We start from the raw sequence: 14175 nt of genomic DNA on the forward strand, positions 1-14175 counted from the left end.
TTGTTATTTCTGGTTTTATTTTACTGATAAATGACTTCATCATTCTTCTTGATCTGGTAACTCTTTTTATAGGGAGTTAAAACATAGCTGTCTTTCACATGAGTGCCGCTTTTCCAGATTTTTGCTTTTCCCTGCTTATCCAAAATAATGCTTTTTGCAGCTCCATCCGGAATGAATACTTCGGCTTTAGTCATGCTTTTATTAAAAATAACTGCCGTCATTGAAGTATAGCTTTTGTCTGAATTTACTTCTTTGAGTTTTATTTTCTGATTGAAAGTCTGTATACAATTATTTCGTAATTGGGAATAGGTATATCCCGCAGAGCCAATACAACCGTGAACATCTCTGTCACCTCCGAGAACAGGAGTACTTTTTTGCGCAAAAACGAATGATCCAAGGAACATGGTACTGAGTAAAATTATTTTTTTCATAGGTAAAATATTTGTTTTTTTGACTGGTTACAATATCCCAGAAATGTGATATTAATTAATTTCTCTAAGGTACAAAAAAACCACTCTTTCGAGCGGTTTTTTTTAACCGGATCTTACTGATAGATCACGATATTATCCTTTTTAAGCTGATATCCGTGCTTTTTGTGAGGAACCAATACATAACCATCCTTTTTCCATGCTTTGGCTTTACCTCCTGCTCTGGTAAGGATAATGCTTCTTTCACCGGCATCTTTTACAAAAACCTCAGCTTGTTTCATGTCTTTACTGAAAATAACTGCAGCTATTGAAGTATAGCTGTCTTTCGGAGCTACTTCTGTTAACTTGATTTTCTGCTCAAACGTTCTTATACAGTCTTTCTTAATTTGAGAATAAGTATATCCTGCAGAACCAATACATCCGTGTGCATCTTTGTCTCCACCTTTTATTGTTCCTTTTTGTGCAAACAGTAAAGAACCCAGGAACATTGTGCTTAATAAAATTGTTTTTTTCATGTCGATTTGTATACTAATAATTACCCGAGGTATTATTAAAAATCGTGCCAAAAAAAACATCATAACACAATCCGGTGAATTACTTTTCCGGATATTACTTAGTCCAGTTAATCTTTGAATGCTGAACATTGTCAGAACTGGTTCCGATCATAATATCAAATTCTCCTGATTCCCAGTCATATTTCAGATCTCCGTTATAGAATTTCAGGCTTTCAGTAGTAATATCGAAAGTTACTTTTTTAGATTCTCCTTTTTTCAAAAATATTTTCTGGAAACCTTTCAGTTCTTTTACCGGTCTTGTAATACTTCCCACCATATCTCTGATATACAATTGAACAACCTCAGCTCCGTCATAATTTCCCGTATTCGTTACAGTAACGGATGCCTGAACGGTCTGATTTCCTTTTGCAGTCGTAGTGGAAACTGCCATATCAGAATAATTGAATTTCGTATAGCTCAATCCATATCCGAAAGCATATAAAGGCGTATTACATTCGTCCATATAGTTTGAACGGAATCTTTCATAAGTACATTTGTCTACTTTATCCTGACTCAGCGGGCGACCTGTATTTTTAGCATTATAATAGATTGGCACTTGTCCAAGGCTTCTTGGGAAAGTCATTGGAAGTTTTCCCGACGGGTTTACTTTTCCGAAAAGAACATCTGCAATGGCATTTCCTGCTTCAGATCCTGCAAACCATGCATTCAATATAGAATCCGGAGTATCTTTTACATTGGTTAAAGCTAAAGGACGTCCTGTGAAAAGAACCATTGCAATTGGTTTTCCCGTCTTCTTTAACTCGTTTAGCAGATCAACCTGAGACTGAGGAATGGTAATTTCTGTTCTTGAAGAAGATTCTCCGCTCATTTCAGCAGATTCTCCGATAGCCAGAACAATCACATCTGCTTTGTTGGCTACCTCTACAGCTTCTTTTAACAATTCTTCTTTCGAGCGGTTGTCTCTGTCTGTTTTTTTACCATGAGCTGCATAGATTTCTTCTAATTTGGCATCGTAATCTATATTGGCTCCTTTTGCTGATAAAAACTTAACTTCTTTTCCATAGTTTGACTGTAATCCCTGCATCAAAGAAACTGAAGCAGCATGTTTTGTCGCAACACTCCATGTTCCGGCCATATTCATTGAGTTATTCACCAATGGGCCGATTACAGCCACTGTTCCTGATTTCTTTAAAGGCAATACCTGATTGTCATTTTTCAATAACACCATGGATTGAGCAGCTGTATTTCTTGCTATATTACGGTTTTCCATATTATAGACTTCTTTTGCCGCTAACTTCGCATCTCCATGTTTGTATGGATTATCAAATAAACCAAGATCATATTTTGCTTCAAGAATTCTCCTTGCTGCCATATCAATTTCAGCTTGCGTAACTTTTCCTTCCTGAAGGGATTTTTTTAATGTTGTTAAAAAACCTTCTCCCACCATATCCATATCAACCCCAGCTTTTAAAGCCAAAGCAGATACCTGCTGAAGATCTCCCATACCGTGGTCTACCATTTCATTGATACCGGTATAGTCTGTTACTACGAAGCCTTTGAACTTCCATAAATTTCTTAATACTTCAGTCTGAAGCCATCTGTTACCTGTCGCAGGTACTCCGTCCACTTCATTGAAAGAGGCCATTACAGAAGCCACACCAGCATCCACTGCTGCTTTATAAGGAGGAAAATACTCATTAAACATTCTTACATGGCTCATGTCAACCGTATTGTAATCTCTTCCGGATTCACCTGCCCCATATAAAGCAAAATGTTTTACGCATGCTAAAATATTGGTTCCATTCGCAAGGTCTTTCCCCTGATAGCCATACACCATATTTTTAGAAATTTCACTTCCCAAATAAGGATCTTCTCCTGAACCCTCTGATACCCTTCCCCATCTTGGTTCACGGGAAATATCTACCATGGGAGAGAATGTCCAGTTGATCCCGTCGGAAGCAGCTTCTCTCGCAGCTACTTTTGCAGACTGCTGGATAAGGTTCATGTCCCATGAAGCGGCTAACCCTAAAGGAATCGGGAAAGTAGTTTCATAGCCATGAATAACATCCATTCCGAAAATCATAGGAATCTTCAGACGGCTTTTTTCTACTGCCACTTTCTGAACTGCCTTGATCTTATCTGCTCCTTTTATATTGAATAATCCGCCGACTAATCCCTGCTCTACTTTCTTTCCGATATCAGAGCTCTGTGCCTGTCCTGTAGTGAAATCTCCGGAAGTCGGAAGGTTCATCTGCCCAATTTTTTCATCCAATGTCATTTTAGATAAAAGATTGTCTACAAAAGCTTTCTTCTTAGCCTGATACTGAGCTGTCTGGTAAGACTGAACGGGCTTCGTTACCATTTCCTGTGCGGAAAATACAGGTGCCAATGCTAAAGTGGCGATTACAATTAACTTTTTCATAAATCTATCTTCTTAAATTATTGTTTTATATTTTTTGCTTTAATTTGATGGGATTATTTTTCAATCATTGGTGTCCTGGATTACTTTTCTTTCTTTTTGGACAGCATCCATTCATACAAAGCGGGATTTGAGTATGCCGAATCCCATGAGTTATGATTATCATTCGGGAAGATAACCAATTCTGCTGAAGGGTTTACAGGATGCAGCTTCTGATAAAAATTAAAAGCATTCGCAGGTAGTACAATATCGTCCATTCCGCCATGGAAAATTTTCATGTTCAGATCTTTAAACCGATGAATATTAGCGGTCATGACCTGATCTGTAGGGGCACACACTGAAGCCACTGCAGCAAACATTTCCGGATGCTCCATGGCCAGCTTTAAGGTTCCCCATCCTCCCATAGAAAGTCCTGTAAGATAAATACGGGAAGCATCAATTTTATATTTCTTCTGAATTTCCTTGATCAGATGATATACGGTAACCGTATCCCACCAAGTTCCTTCCGGGCATTGAGGCGCCAGAACCGCTACAGGTTCTTTGATCAGATTTTTATAGGTAAATGGACTGTGAGCCTTTACCAGGTCAAGATTAGTTCCCCGTTCTCCTGAACCATGAAGGAAAACTATTAATGGTACAGTTCCTTTAACATTTTGTGGGTAATCCAGAATGTAAGACATTTTCTCCTGTCTTTTAATTTCTTTATTGAGTTCCGCTTTTATCTCCTGTGCACTCATTGGTAATGAAAACGGCAGTAATAAAAGAGGAATATGTTTCAGTTTTAGTTTCATATTGTTATTTAGGTTTTGGTTAAAGCCAGCAGATTTGGATTTTTTTTATTTAAGGAACCCTTCGACTAAGCTCGGGACAATGGCCGTTCCTTTTGAATTATTTTATTCCATATTTAGCTGACCGGAAGCTTAGTTTTTTTAATCCCTGCTGAATTTCCGGGGCATTCATAAATAACTTCCACAGGAATCCTGATCTGTAATTTTCAATCATGGGTGCTATCGTTCCCTGATCTATCGCCAGATATCTTGGGGTAAACCAATTATTATAATTAATGGAGGTCGCATCATAAGGTCCTGCAGATCCTATGAATTCAGGTTTTTGGGTATACATGAATCTCAGGAAAGCCATTGATTCTTTTGGTGTATAGGGAAAACTACTCAAGGCAGCTGTAGGAGTAATCACTCCATTATCATTGCCAGGCATGTGAGCGGTGTATCCAGTGCTTCCATCTTCATTTCTTGTATATCCGGCTGTAAGCCCCCAATAGTTGGGACCATACCCTTTCCATTGTTTTGGATTTTCGACACAATATTGATAGTCGATAAGGGTTTGATTTTTATTGACGTCAAAGTAATTTTTGACAAGTTTATCGGATAATCCAGTCGGATCAAGCCCGATATATGAATATTGTGCCCAGAAAAGCGGGCCGCCGTATTCTTCGGCATAGTTGTGTTTTACATACAGAGGTAGTCCGTATTTTGTTTTATCTGTAAGATAAGTTCCGTTTCTGGTCCAGCCTTTATAATAGGTTTCTGCATCAATGGAATAAGTAGGTGAAGAGGCTGCTAAAATATAAGTGATCAGGCATTCATTATATCCTTCAAGAGGAAAATTCATTTCCCATTGGTAATCCGGTGACCAGTGCCAGTATAAAACTTTCTCACCTCCTTTGGTATACCAGTTCCATTGGATTCCTTTCCACAGTTCATCACATTTTGCTGCCAGTTTTTTTTCTTCTGCATTTCCGTTTTTAAAGTATTCACGGACCATCAGTATTCCTGAGGTAAGGAAAGCGGTTTCCACAAGGTCACCACCATTATCTTTTTTCCCGAAAGGCACTGTTTTTCCGGTTTCCCCATTGATCCAATGTGACCATGCTCCTTTATGGCGGTCTGCTTTAGCCAAGAAATCCATAATATGACTAAGCCTTTTCACCGCTTCTTTTCTTGGAACAAATCCTCTTTCTACTCCTACCAGAATAGTTGCCAACCCAAATCCTGAGCCTCCTGTTGTGATCACGTGCTTATCATTATCCGGATAGATATCATCTTCATGGTAACGTTCTCTTCCCAGCATTGAGTTAGGTTCTGCATAGTCCCAGAAGTATTTTAAAGCATCTTTCTGCACTCTGTCCATCAGTTGTTCATCCGTGATATTGCTTTTTACTGCTTCAGTTTTTCCAGCTTCCTGTTTGGCAACGGGCGCATTTTTACAGGAATACACAAAGAATAATGAAGTAATAGCTATTGATAATACGTTCCTTTTCATGAGCTCTCTTTTTTAGGGTTTCTTACTAAAAGAAGAGGAGAACTTTCATTCTCCTCTAAAGTTTTTATTGATTAAATTTAATAGCCGGGGTTTTGTGCTGACAATCCACCTGCTTCCATTATAAAGTCTTGTGGAAGTGGGAATAGTTCATGTTTTCCAACGATGAATTTTTTACCACCATCAGCCGCCATGGCTGCCTGGGCTTGTCCGGTTCTTACAAGATCAAACCATCTGTCATGTTCGAAAGCAAGCTCTAATCTTCTTTGTTTCCAGATATCCAATCTTACGTCTGCCTGAGAAGAAGCAGGAGTGTTTCCGATGTTAGCTCTGTTTCTTACCTGATTCAGGAAAGGAATAGCTGCAGATGTTTGTCCGAGCTCATTCATTGCTTCAGCTCTGATTAATAGTACTTCGGCATATCTCAGATAACGAATGTTTACGTCTGTTGAAGCCTGATCTCTATAATTGGAAGAATAAGCTTTATAATTATAGAATTTATTTTCTGTATTTGGACCTACATAATATCCATCATATAAAGTCATATCTCTATGGATAATCGTAGCATCTCTTCTGGAATCTGTTGCAGAGTAGGCGTCATATAATCCTTGGGTAGGCGTTGCAAATCCCCAGCCCCAGCCTGTAGTACCTCTGGCTCCCTGAACCTGGCTGTACTGCTGGATTGCTCTTCCTGCTGTTCCTCCACTACCATTAATTTCGAAGATAGATTCAGCATTATTTTCTCCGGAAACTTTATAAATATCCTGGAAATTAGTTGTCAATGAATAACCTGTCACCAAATTAGTCTCATCTACTGCCAACTGCCATTTCTTCTGATATAAATACACCTTAGCTAAAAGTGCATGGGCAGCACCTTTTGTAGCTCTTTGTCCCCCCGTTCCAGAAGGCAAAACTGCTGCTGCATCTTTAAGGTCTTTTTCTATAAATGCATAAATCTCTTCTTTGCTTTTTCTAGTTAGTGTCATTTGCTTGTCGGCTTCAACTCCTGTAACGGGAACATGATCTACTAACGGAACACCTCCAAAAGATCTAACTAAAGTAAAGTACATAAATGCTCTCAAAAACTTTGCCTCTCCCGCTAATCTCTCACGTAATTGCGGGTCTACTTTATCCAACTGAGGAAGATATTTCAACGCCTGATTACATCTATTAATACCTTGATAATTAGAAGCAAACAATTCTTTAAATGACGGTGTTGATGCTGTAAATGTCAAAGCATCTAAAATATCTTTATCTGAACCTGAATCACTTGCACTTGAACCTTTATCCGCATCATCAGAGACAATTGATGTAACCCCGATCCATGCAAATGTACTCATATTCCAGTCTAAAAACTTAGCATAAATAGCTGTAACTAAACTATTGGCTCCTGCATCATTATTGTATATTTCACCCAATGCGCTTTCAGGAATTGCTTCCGTAGGTGACACGTCGATAAAGTCATTACTACAACTTTGGTTAACAGCTCCTAAAATCAAAAATGCCGCTGCTATGATATATTTTTTGTTCATTTTTTTAAAAATTTAGGTTAACACCAAATACAAAAGATCTTAATGTAGGGTAAGCATCTAATTCTACCCCCGCACGTTTGTAAGGATCTCCTTCTGCAGTAGGATCCGCAGGATTATATCCTGATAATTCTGAGGAATATCCTGAGTATTTCTGGAAAACAAAAGGATTAATTGCACTTACATAAAGCTTAATTGATTTCATATAATCCGTTACATTTTTAAATGTATATCCTACTGAAATATTATTGATTCTGAAATAATCTCCGCTTTCCAAATAGAATGTAGATGCAATTGGAATATTTGCAGGATTTACAGGATTTGCTGCATTAGTGTTTGTAGGAGTCCAAAAATCATTCGCTACAGAAGCTTCGACATTTTCTCCACCATTCCTTTGTGCTTTTTTACCGTTATACACTTTGAATCCGAAAGCTCCATAACCACTTAGGGCAAAATCCCAATTTTTATAGGACATTGAAACATTAACACCTAATGTTGACTTTGGTATGTAAGAGTCAAAGAATCTTCTGTCTCCAGGATCTGCACTTCCTGTAATTCCGTTACCATTCAAGTCTTTAAACTTCAGGTTACCATTTGCATCATAACCATCAGCTTCCCATAAATAGAAACTTCCTAATGCATAACCAACTGCATTAGCGTTAAAAAGTTTTGTATCTTGTCCGTTTCCAAGATTTCCTCCAACAATTTGAGAAACAGGCTTAGAAAGATTAATGCTGGCAAGTTTGTTCTTATTGTAAGAATAATTGGCACCAATTGAATAGGTAAAATCCTCGCCTACTTTATCAGCCCAGTTTAGGCTTACCTCAGCACCTTTATTAACAACACTTCCCATATGAGAATAATTCAAATCAGAAATTCCAGTTGCCATATATGGAACAACTCCCAAAATAAGATTTTTGGTTTTTCTGTTATAAATATCAAACGTACCTGTCAATCTTTTATTCAGGATTCCAAAATCTAATCCTAAAGAGGATTCTTCTGTAACTTCCCATCCTAAGTCCGGATCGTAACCTTTATTAACAGTAACTCCATTGCTTACTGGTGAACTTCCAAACGCATAATTATAAGTTGCTCCCATTGAAAGTGGTAGATAATTCAAAGGAACATTCTGGTTTCCGATTTTACCCCATCCACCTCTAAGCTTCAAAAGGTCAAAGAAACCATCTTTCATGAAGTTTTCTTCGGAAATAATCCAACCTGCACCAAATGATGGGAATGTACCCCACTTATTACCAGCAGCAAACTGAGAAGAACCGTCTCTTCTGATCGTTCCACTTAATAAGTAACGATTCATAAATTTATATTGGAATCTTCCGAAATAGGAAATTGTAGTATTTCTGTTTCCTTTTATTGATTCAAGAGCTTTTGTATCACTATCACTATACAGGTTACCATAGTAATCAACTCCGCTAAGATTCCAGTAATCTTTTGCAATAGGAACATCTTTCCTGTTAATAATTAAAGTCTCAAGCCCATTCTTTACTGAAGCTTCTGTACCTACAACAACTTCAATATCATGGTTTTCAATTTTCTTTGTATAGGTTAAATAATTATTAAGTAACCAGTTGAAATAGTTCTGACTTTTATTGGTTAACCTTGTTAATGGTGACGTAGCTGAGTATTGGTTTTCCGTTCTCATAGGATCACTATCTAACCAGAAAGATTTTGAATTTACGAAATTATAGTATTTATAGTTACCATATTCTCCACTAAATTGAGAGGTAAATTTTAAATCTTTGTAGATATCTATATCCAATTTTAATCCACCTTGTAATAAGAAATTTCTACCTCTTTGATTGTCATAAGCAAGCTGCATCACCGGGTTGCCTACGTTATTAAATCGTCCTCCTTCATAATCGATATTCCCGTTGGTCTTATTATAAATAGGCTGACCATATTTTCCATTCGGATAATATACAGGGACTAATGGTGATTGTTTATAAGCATTTGTAAAAGCACCATACGATTTAGGAGTATCATTAGTAAATGTTGCACTTAAAGTCTGCGCCAATCTGATTCCTTTGGTAATTCTGAACTCGTTATTGGTTCTTACTGTAGTCCTGTTATAATTTGTTCCTTTAAGGATAGACTGCTCATCATAATTACTTAAACTTAAAAAGTACTTTGCAGCTTCTGAAGATCCTGAAATTGATAAGTTATGCTGGTTGTAAATTCCCGTTCTTGTAATTTCTTTAAACCAATCTGTATTATAGGGTTGATTAGGATTCAAATAATTACTTGCTTTACCAGCATTATTATAATTTGCAAATTCAGACCCGTTAGCCATTTTAATGGTTTTTAAAGGAGTTCTAAATCCAACTAATCCATCATAGGAAACGCTTAATTTTCCTCTACCTGACTTTGTCGTAATGATAATTACTCCATTAGCAGCTCTGTTACCATAGATAGCCAATGCTGCAGCATCTTTCAATACATCATAAGTCAGAATATCATTAGAGTTAATATTGTTGATGTTATCAGTAAACATCCCATCAACTACATATAAAGGTGTTCTTCCCCCCAGTACTGTACCAAGTCCTCTGATCATCACTGTCGGAGTAGATCCTGGTGCATCGGAAGCTATTACCTGTACCCCGGCTGCTTTACCCTGAATGGCTTGTGATGCATTCAACACTTTAGTTTTAGTTACTTCTTCCGCACTGATAGAACTAATAGAAGTAGTGTTGTCTACTTTTTTACGGCTACCATATCCAATCATAACGACTTCGTCGATTTTCTGGACTTTAGCAGAATCCTGCGTAACCTGTGCATTCACATTCATCCCGAAGTATAGAACGGCAATGAGACCTGAATACTTTAAATTACTTTGTTTCATATAGTTTCAATTTTATTCAAATAAATTCAAATTTGTACCTGTCTCTAAATAGTGGAGTTATTTAAAATCTCAAAAAAAGACATTAGCCAAAAATATAAAAAATATCCAACACTGTTAAACTATCTTAAATATTTAAAAATTTCCACCTTTTATTAAATGAAAAACACTAAAAAATTAAATTTTATAATCCTTTATTTAAAATCAAGATACTTTATTCATCATATCTCTAAATGAAATTTTATTTTTTTTGACACAATATTCACCAAAACATGTACTCAATTTAATATTTTGTTAAATACAGAATAGTAATTACCTTTGGTGCAGTTTTTGACAAAAGCATCTTAGAAATACATAATAAAAGATCAATGAAAAAATATATCATTGCAGCCGCTCTTCTGATCGGGACCGGTGCTGTTATTAGCACCAGTGTACAATCCTGCACTTCACTGGCCACATCAGACATGGGGCTTTCTATTATAAAAAGAATTCTGCTCAATGGTATTGATAAAGGAATGGGTATCTACGGGAATAAAGAAGCGTTCCTGCAGAATAATATGGTTGATAAAGCTCTTCCCAAAGAATTGAGAGATATCAATTCTACGCTGGAGAAAATTGCACCCTCACTGGTCGCCAAAGAAAGAGATTATATAGCACAGGCTGCAGCTTATACCGTGAACACCTCGAAACCCATTTTGCAGGATGCAGTCAACAGTCTTAATGCTCAGGATGTAACGCGAATTATGCAGGGAACAACCGCTACACAGATTCTGAAGGAAAAAACATCCCAACAGCTTATTGCTGCCATTGCTCCTAAAGTAGATGAAAAACTGAATGAATATGGGATTGTAAAAACCATCAATACAGCGTTATCAGGAAGTAATTTTCTGGGCAGCCTTTTAGGGGGAAATAACAACACTGTCAATTCAGGAGGACTGAGTAAACTTGCTTCTGAACAGCTGGTAAATGGATTATTCAACATCATCGAAGATTATGAACACCAGAACTCCAAGTCTCTGCTGGGACCATTTGGAAAATAGGAAATTTTTCGTTATATTTATATTATATTAACAATTGCAGATGGATATATTACAAGGAAATCAACACGCAAGCCCTGAAGACTTTTATCAGTCTTTGAGGGAGAAACTGGAGGATCATCATGATTTTCCGGAGGACTATTTATTTAAATTTATTATTCCTACAGATCAGGCAAAACTTACTGAAATTTACAGAGTTTTTGATGGTATTAAATTTACACTGGGAAACCGCGAAAGCAAAAATGGAAAATACACAGCCTGCAATATCAATGCATTTGTTCTGGATGCCAATCAGGTAGTGAATATTTATAAAGAAGTAGCAAAAATAGAAGGCGTTATTCTATTATAAAAACAAAGGCCGTTTCATCATGTTGAAGCGGTTTTTTTATTATTAATACATAAAAACAGAATATGATGAATATCCAACTGATCCTGTTTAATATCATTGTAGCAACCTCTGCTACAAACTGTATGCACAAAAATAACAGCGAAAATAATACCCAAAATATCTCTTCTGCAGTTCAGCAACAAAAGATTCAACAGATCCGGTTAACAGAAAGGACAAGAGGATTCAGCAGAGATATTGTTTTCACTCCTTCCTCAAAAGAATCCAATATTAACGAAGAAATCACTACTACTAAAATATCTCCCGCAGAATGGCAGATGGTTTCCAGATTAGCTCAAACTATTGATTTATCGAAGATATCAGATCTTAAAGCTCCTACAGAGGGCAGGCATTCTGACAGGGCAATGATAGCATCCATTATCATTACCGCTGGCGGAAAAGAGTATACTTCCTCAGAATTTGATTCCGGACGTCCTCCAAAAGAACTGGAAGCTTTATATAAGGCGATAAATGGCCCGGTTACTACAAAAACCCCATAACATAAAAGATCCGCCCTTTAACAGATCGGATCTTTTTTATTTATTAAGTTTCATCTATTTTTCAATAAAGAACTTTACATTTTCAATAGGTCTTCCCAGCATTGCTACTGAACCTTTTACCAGAATGGGTCTTTGTATTAAAGATGGGTTTTCGGAAAGAATCTTTATCCATTCCTCTTCTGAATAGTTTTTATCTGCATAGTTCTCAACGTAAAGCTTATCGGTTTTACGGATAATATGAAAAACACTCTGATTCAGTTTCTTCAGCACCGTTCTTATTTCAAGAGGACTTAATGGATCATCAACTATATCAATGATCTCAAAAGGCACTCCGTTTTCGTCAAGATACTCCAGTACAGCATTTGACTTTGAACAGTTTGCGTTATGTAAAACTTTAACTACCATGATACATTATTCAAAAATTAAACTTGATCTTAACAAATTTAAAAAGATTTACCCTGAGTTTGTCTTAATGTTCTGATAAAAATATGTTAAAACAATCCGTGCAGTTCTGCTTCAATCTTCTCCAGAATAAACCCGAAATCTTCAGGTTTTTCGACGAAATCAAGATCATCCACTTCTACAATCAGCAATTTTCCTTCTGTATAGTTGGAGATCCATTTTTCATATTTCTGGTTTAGTTTTGAAAGATATTCAATACTGATGGATGCTTCATACTCACGCCCTCTTTTGTAGATTTTTTTAACCAGGTTAGGAACATCAGATTTCAGATAGATTAAAAGATCCGGAGCAGATACGAAAGACTTCATCAGATCAAATACTGATGAATAATTATTGAAGTCCCTGTCTGAAAGAAGGTTCATATCATTCAGGTTTTCCGCAAAAATATGGGCATCTTCATAGATCGTACGATCCTGAATAATGTTTTTCCCGCTTTCTCTGATCTCTTTTACCTGACGGAATCTGCTCCCCAGGAAATAAACCTGCAGTGCGAAACTCCACTTGCTCATGTCTGAATAAAAATCTTCCAGATAAGGATTATGATCTACATCTTCAAATTGTGCATCCCATCCGTAATGCTTGGAAAGCATCGTTGTCAAAGTTGTTTTACCTGCTCCGATGTTTCCTGTAACTGCAATATGCATAATATTCTTTTTCCTTGTATTTACCGATTAGTTGATAAGTTTTTCGACAGCCTCAGTCTGAACCTGGGAAATATCTTCAATCAATTTCTGTAAAGTATTGTCTGAAGGTTTCTCTGCTGTATTCTCAACTGGTTTTTCTTCCATCTTTTCTACTGGTTTTTCTGTAGATGGCGGAGGAAATTCCGGCTGAGCTTCGAGCTGTTTTTGCTGTTGGGCTTTCTTTACTTTTTCAAGGCTGTAAAGATAGAGTTTGTTCCCTTTGATTGCAAAATAAGAGAGGATGTTTTTATCCACAATTTGTGCTTCCTGATCTTCAAAAATGGTTGTCATCCCTTTTTCAGGGACATATTGTGAAATGAAATTACTGGCAACCACCAGGATCATATCATTCTCTCTTCGAAAACGTTTTCCGTTTTCCAAAGGGGCTTCGAAAAGTTTTTCAAATTTCAGGCTGTAAATCCTGATATGTTTTCTTGTTAAGATATAGACCTTATTTTCATAGACCAGCATATCCATTAAATCTTCAAAACTGATATCAAAAGGATATGAGTTGATGGTGGTATCATTTCTGAAATTATATTGTATCAGACGTTTTGTACTGTCGTCCAAAAGCCACAGCTGCTGCAGATCTTCGGCATAAGCCATTCTGATAAAACCAAATTTCTGTTTAAAATCCAATCTTTGAATCTCATTCATATTCTGGTCTACAAATTTCATTTCCTGGGCATTTTCAGAAAACAAAGGTACATTCAGAGGATTTTGAACGTTCTGAACTTTATAGGGTACAGTAAGCATCATTTTTCCGATCTGTTTTCCTAAAGAATCGTATTTGGTAAAACTGAAATCTTTGTTTTTATAGATATAGAGATTTCCGTAGTCATCGGCAAGCATATCTTTAGCTTCCTTTAGTTTCAATGTATCCAAAGGAAGAATATTCTGCGCTGAAGCTATACAGAAAAGAAAAAAAAATAGTATGTTTAAAAACTTCACTCTGTTTTTTTAATGGGGTCAATTTACTGAAAAATAACTTCACTCAAAAGATGGTTTTATTTCAATAGAATCTTCATTGAGGTGAATCAAAATTGAGACCATCTTCTTGATGAAAAAACTGCTCTACAATAGATA

At 36.6% G+C, this 14175-nt stretch carries 13 protein-coding genes; 3 read left to right on the forward strand and 10 right to left on the reverse strand.

Annotation, left to right across the window (positions count from 1 at the left end; translation table 11 throughout):
- Nucleotides 1-20: 20 nt before the first annotated feature.
- The 7 genes from PZ898_RS06380 to PZ898_RS06410 all read right to left on the reverse strand — a co-directional run bounded on the left by PZ898_RS06380 (nucleotide 21) and on the right by PZ898_RS06410 (nucleotide 10025).
- Complete coding sequence (locus tag PZ898_RS06380) at nucleotides 21-431, reverse strand: hypothetical protein (protein ID WP_123277764.1); 411 nt, start codon at nucleotides 429-431, stop codon at nucleotides 21-23.
- A gap of 113 nt (nucleotides 432-544) precedes the next feature.
- Nucleotides 545-943: a hypothetical protein gene (locus PZ898_RS06385; RefSeq protein ID WP_123277765.1), complete on the reverse strand. Its 399-nt coding sequence runs from the start codon at nucleotides 941-943 to the stop codon at nucleotides 545-547.
- Nucleotides 944-1037: 94 nt separating this feature from the next.
- Nucleotides 1038-3365, reverse strand: coding sequence for a beta-glucosidase BglX (gene bglX, locus PZ898_RS06390; protein WP_277695071.1), 2328 nt, complete (start codon nucleotides 3363-3365; stop codon nucleotides 1038-1040).
- A gap of 80 nt (nucleotides 3366-3445) precedes the next feature.
- On the reverse strand, nucleotides 3446-4153 hold the full coding sequence (locus tag PZ898_RS06395) for a prolyl oligopeptidase family serine peptidase (protein ID WP_062671815.1): 708 nt from the start codon (nucleotides 4151-4153) through the stop codon (nucleotides 3446-3448).
- Between the two features lie 97 nt (nucleotides 4154-4250).
- Nucleotides 4251-5642 carry a glucoamylase family protein gene (locus PZ898_RS06400; protein WP_062671813.1) on the reverse strand — a complete coding sequence of 464 codons (1392 nt, stop codon included), beginning with the start codon at nucleotides 5640-5642 and terminating at the stop codon, nucleotides 4251-4253.
- A 77-nt stretch (nucleotides 5643-5719) separates the two neighbouring features.
- Nucleotides 5720-7171, reverse strand: coding sequence for a RagB/SusD family nutrient uptake outer membrane protein (locus PZ898_RS06405; RefSeq protein WP_216444343.1), 1452 nt, complete (start codon nucleotides 7169-7171; stop codon nucleotides 5720-5722).
- 4 nt (nucleotides 7172-7175) lie between these two features.
- Nucleotides 7176-10025: a SusC/RagA family TonB-linked outer membrane protein gene (locus PZ898_RS06410; protein ID WP_062671806.1), complete on the reverse strand. Its 2850-nt coding sequence runs from the start codon at nucleotides 10023-10025 to the stop codon at nucleotides 7176-7178.
- A gap of 365 nt (nucleotides 10026-10390) precedes the next feature.
- Here PZ898_RS06410 and PZ898_RS06415 point away from each other — a divergent pair, with 365 nt between their 5' ends.
- The 3 genes from PZ898_RS06415 to PZ898_RS06425 all read left to right on the forward strand — a co-directional run bounded on the left by PZ898_RS06415 (nucleotide 10391) and on the right by PZ898_RS06425 (nucleotide 11944).
- Complete coding sequence (locus PZ898_RS06415) at nucleotides 10391-11062, forward strand: DUF4197 family protein (protein ID WP_277695072.1); 672 nt, start codon at nucleotides 10391-10393, stop codon at nucleotides 11060-11062.
- 40 nt (nucleotides 11063-11102) lie between these two features.
- Nucleotides 11103-11408, forward strand: a complete 306-nt coding sequence (locus PZ898_RS06420; RefSeq protein WP_047433612.1) for a DUF493 family protein — start codon at nucleotides 11103-11105, stop codon at nucleotides 11406-11408.
- Nucleotides 11409-11470: 62 nt separating this feature from the next.
- Nucleotides 11471-11944 (forward strand): hypothetical protein, encoded by a 474-nt coding sequence (locus tag PZ898_RS06425; RefSeq protein WP_120231642.1) that lies wholly within the window; start codon nucleotides 11471-11473, stop codon nucleotides 11942-11944.
- Between the two features lie 54 nt (nucleotides 11945-11998).
- Here PZ898_RS06425 and PZ898_RS06430 read toward each other — a convergent pair whose 3' ends face one another.
- The 3 genes from PZ898_RS06430 to PZ898_RS06440 all read right to left on the reverse strand — a co-directional run bounded on the left by PZ898_RS06430 (nucleotide 11999) and on the right by PZ898_RS06440 (nucleotide 14040).
- Entirely contained in the window at nucleotides 11999-12349 is a 351-nt protein-coding gene (locus PZ898_RS06430) for an ArsC/Spx/MgsR family protein (protein WP_277695073.1), read from the reverse strand.
- Nucleotides 12350-12435: 86 nt separating this feature from the next.
- Nucleotides 12436-13050, reverse strand: coding sequence for a deoxynucleoside kinase (locus PZ898_RS06435; RefSeq protein WP_002977952.1), 615 nt, complete (start codon nucleotides 13048-13050; stop codon nucleotides 12436-12438).
- 27 nt (nucleotides 13051-13077) lie between these two features.
- Nucleotides 13078-14040 (reverse strand): hypothetical protein, encoded by a 963-nt coding sequence (locus tag PZ898_RS06440; protein ID WP_277695074.1) that lies wholly within the window; start codon nucleotides 14038-14040, stop codon nucleotides 13078-13080.
- Nucleotides 14041-14175 lie beyond the last annotated feature (135 nt).

Source organism: Chryseobacterium sp. WX (assembly GCF_029542485.1).
Taxonomy (GTDB): domain Bacteria; phylum Bacteroidota; class Bacteroidia; order Flavobacteriales; family Weeksellaceae; genus Chryseobacterium; species Chryseobacterium cucumeris.

Bases quoted from the DNA above. Each gene is read 5' to 3' on its own strand.
- PZ898_RS06380 (WP_123277764.1), bottom strand. From the start codon at position 431: ATGAAAAAAATAATTTTACTCAGTACCATGTTCCTTGGATCATTCGTT.
- PZ898_RS06385 (WP_123277765.1), bottom strand. From the start codon at position 943: ATGAAAAAAACAATTTTATTAAGCACAATGTTCCTGGGTTCTTTACTG.
- bglX (WP_277695071.1), bottom strand. From the start codon at position 3,365: ATGAAAAAGTTAATTGTAATCGCCACTTTAGCATTGGCACCTGTATTT.
- PZ898_RS06395 (WP_062671815.1), bottom strand. From the start codon at position 4,153: ATGAAACTAAAACTGAAACATATTCCTCTTTTATTACTGCCGTTTTCA.
- PZ898_RS06400 (WP_062671813.1), bottom strand. From the start codon at position 5,642: ATGAAAAGGAACGTATTATCAATAGCTATTACTTCATTATTCTTTGTG.
- PZ898_RS06405 (WP_216444343.1), bottom strand. From the start codon at position 7,171: ATGAACAAAAAATATATCATAGCAGCGGCATTTTTGATTTTAGGAGCT.
- PZ898_RS06410 (WP_062671806.1), bottom strand. From the start codon at position 10,025: ATGAAACAAAGTAATTTAAAGTATTCAGGTCTCATTGCCGTTCTATAC.
- PZ898_RS06415 (WP_277695072.1), top strand. From the start codon at position 10,391: ATGAAAAAATATATCATTGCAGCCGCTCTTCTGATCGGGACCGGTGCT.
- PZ898_RS06420 (WP_047433612.1), top strand. From the start codon at position 11,103: ATGGATATATTACAAGGAAATCAACACGCAAGCCCTGAAGACTTTTAT.
- PZ898_RS06425 (WP_120231642.1), top strand. From the start codon at position 11,471: ATGATGAATATCCAACTGATCCTGTTTAATATCATTGTAGCAACCTCT.
- PZ898_RS06430 (WP_277695073.1), bottom strand. From the start codon at position 12,349: ATGGTAGTTAAAGTTTTACATAACGCAAACTGTTCAAAGTCAAATGCT.
- PZ898_RS06435 (WP_002977952.1), bottom strand. From the start codon at position 13,050: ATGCATATTGCAGTTACAGGAAACATCGGAGCAGGTAAAACAACTTTG.